Genomic DNA, 1049 nt, shown 5'->3' on the forward strand with positions numbered 1-1049 from the left:
GCCGACCGGCCGGTCGGCTGACCTACGGCAGCGCCTTCTCGTACTGCGCGTCGGTGTCCGAGTCGTAGACGACCTTCCCCGTGCTGTCGTACCCCTTGACGTGCGGAGCGAGGCTGACCTGTTTGTCCAGGGTTCCGGAGGCCACGAACCAGCCGTGGTCCAGGGCGGCTTCGCTGGTGCTGCCGCCGTAGGAGACGGTCACCCGGGTCACGGAGGACTCGATCCGGCCGATGCTCCCCCAGCGGAACGGAAGCTTCCAGTTGCCCTTGTCGATGAACGACTGCTGGTAGAGCTTTCCGGCGTTGATGTCGGGCTGGACGGGACCGCCGTTGTCGAACGCCAGGCCGCCGGCGCTCATGCCCATGCCGCTGACCTTGCCGTCCTTGATGGTGCACACCAGTCGGATCAGCTTCGGCCGCTTGTTCTGCTCCTTGACCGCGACGACGTGGAAGCCGTCGCCGGGCGAGTTGGAGTCACCGGTGCTGTTCAGGGCCAGGATGATCCGGTAGTCGGCGGCGTCGCCCAGGCCGGTCTGCGACAGCGACTTGGGCGACACCTCCTGCTGCCTCTCCTGGTTCCAGGCGATGCACTTGCGCAGGCCGTCCGAGGCCTGGGCCAGGGTGATCCCGTCGAGCAGTTGTCCCGGGGTCGCCGGTCCGGCCGGTCCGGTCCGTTCAACGGGCGCTGACTGGGCTGGGGTTGGCGTCGGTGGGTGCTGCGAGGGGCGGGTCGACGGCAGTGGTGCCGCCGCCGTGTCCGAACCCCCGTCGCTGCCGATGCCGTTGAGCGCGTACGCCCCCACGGGAGCCGCCGCGAGTGCGACCAGGGCCGCGCCGGCCGCCGCCGCTCGCCGCCGCCGCTCGATCGCGCCCTGGCGGCGGATCGCGGGATACGGCGCCGAGGACGGGCGGATGGTGTAGGCGTCCGCCGTCATCATCTCGCGCACCCGCGCCTCGAACTCCCCCGACTGACCCGGCTCTTCCGGCCGTTGATTCCCGTTCACCGGCTACCTTCCCGAACGTGTGATGTGTGACTGGGCTCGGGGCGGC

1 protein-coding gene is annotated in these 1049 nt (G+C 70.3%); it reads right to left on the reverse strand.

Annotated features, from left to right (window positions below; translation table 11 throughout):
- Positions 1–22 precede the first annotated feature (22 nt).
- Complete coding sequence (locus AOK08_RS41665) at positions 23–1003, reverse strand: hypothetical protein (protein ID WP_055535760.1); 981 nt, start codon at positions 1001–1003, stop codon at positions 23–25.
- Positions 1004–1049: the final 46 nt, after the last annotated feature.

The sequence above is a fragment of the Streptomyces graminilatus genome (genome assembly GCF_001418565.1).
GTDB classification, from domain to species: Bacteria; Actinomycetota; Actinomycetes; order Streptomycetales; family Streptomycetaceae; genus Streptomyces; species Streptomyces graminilatus.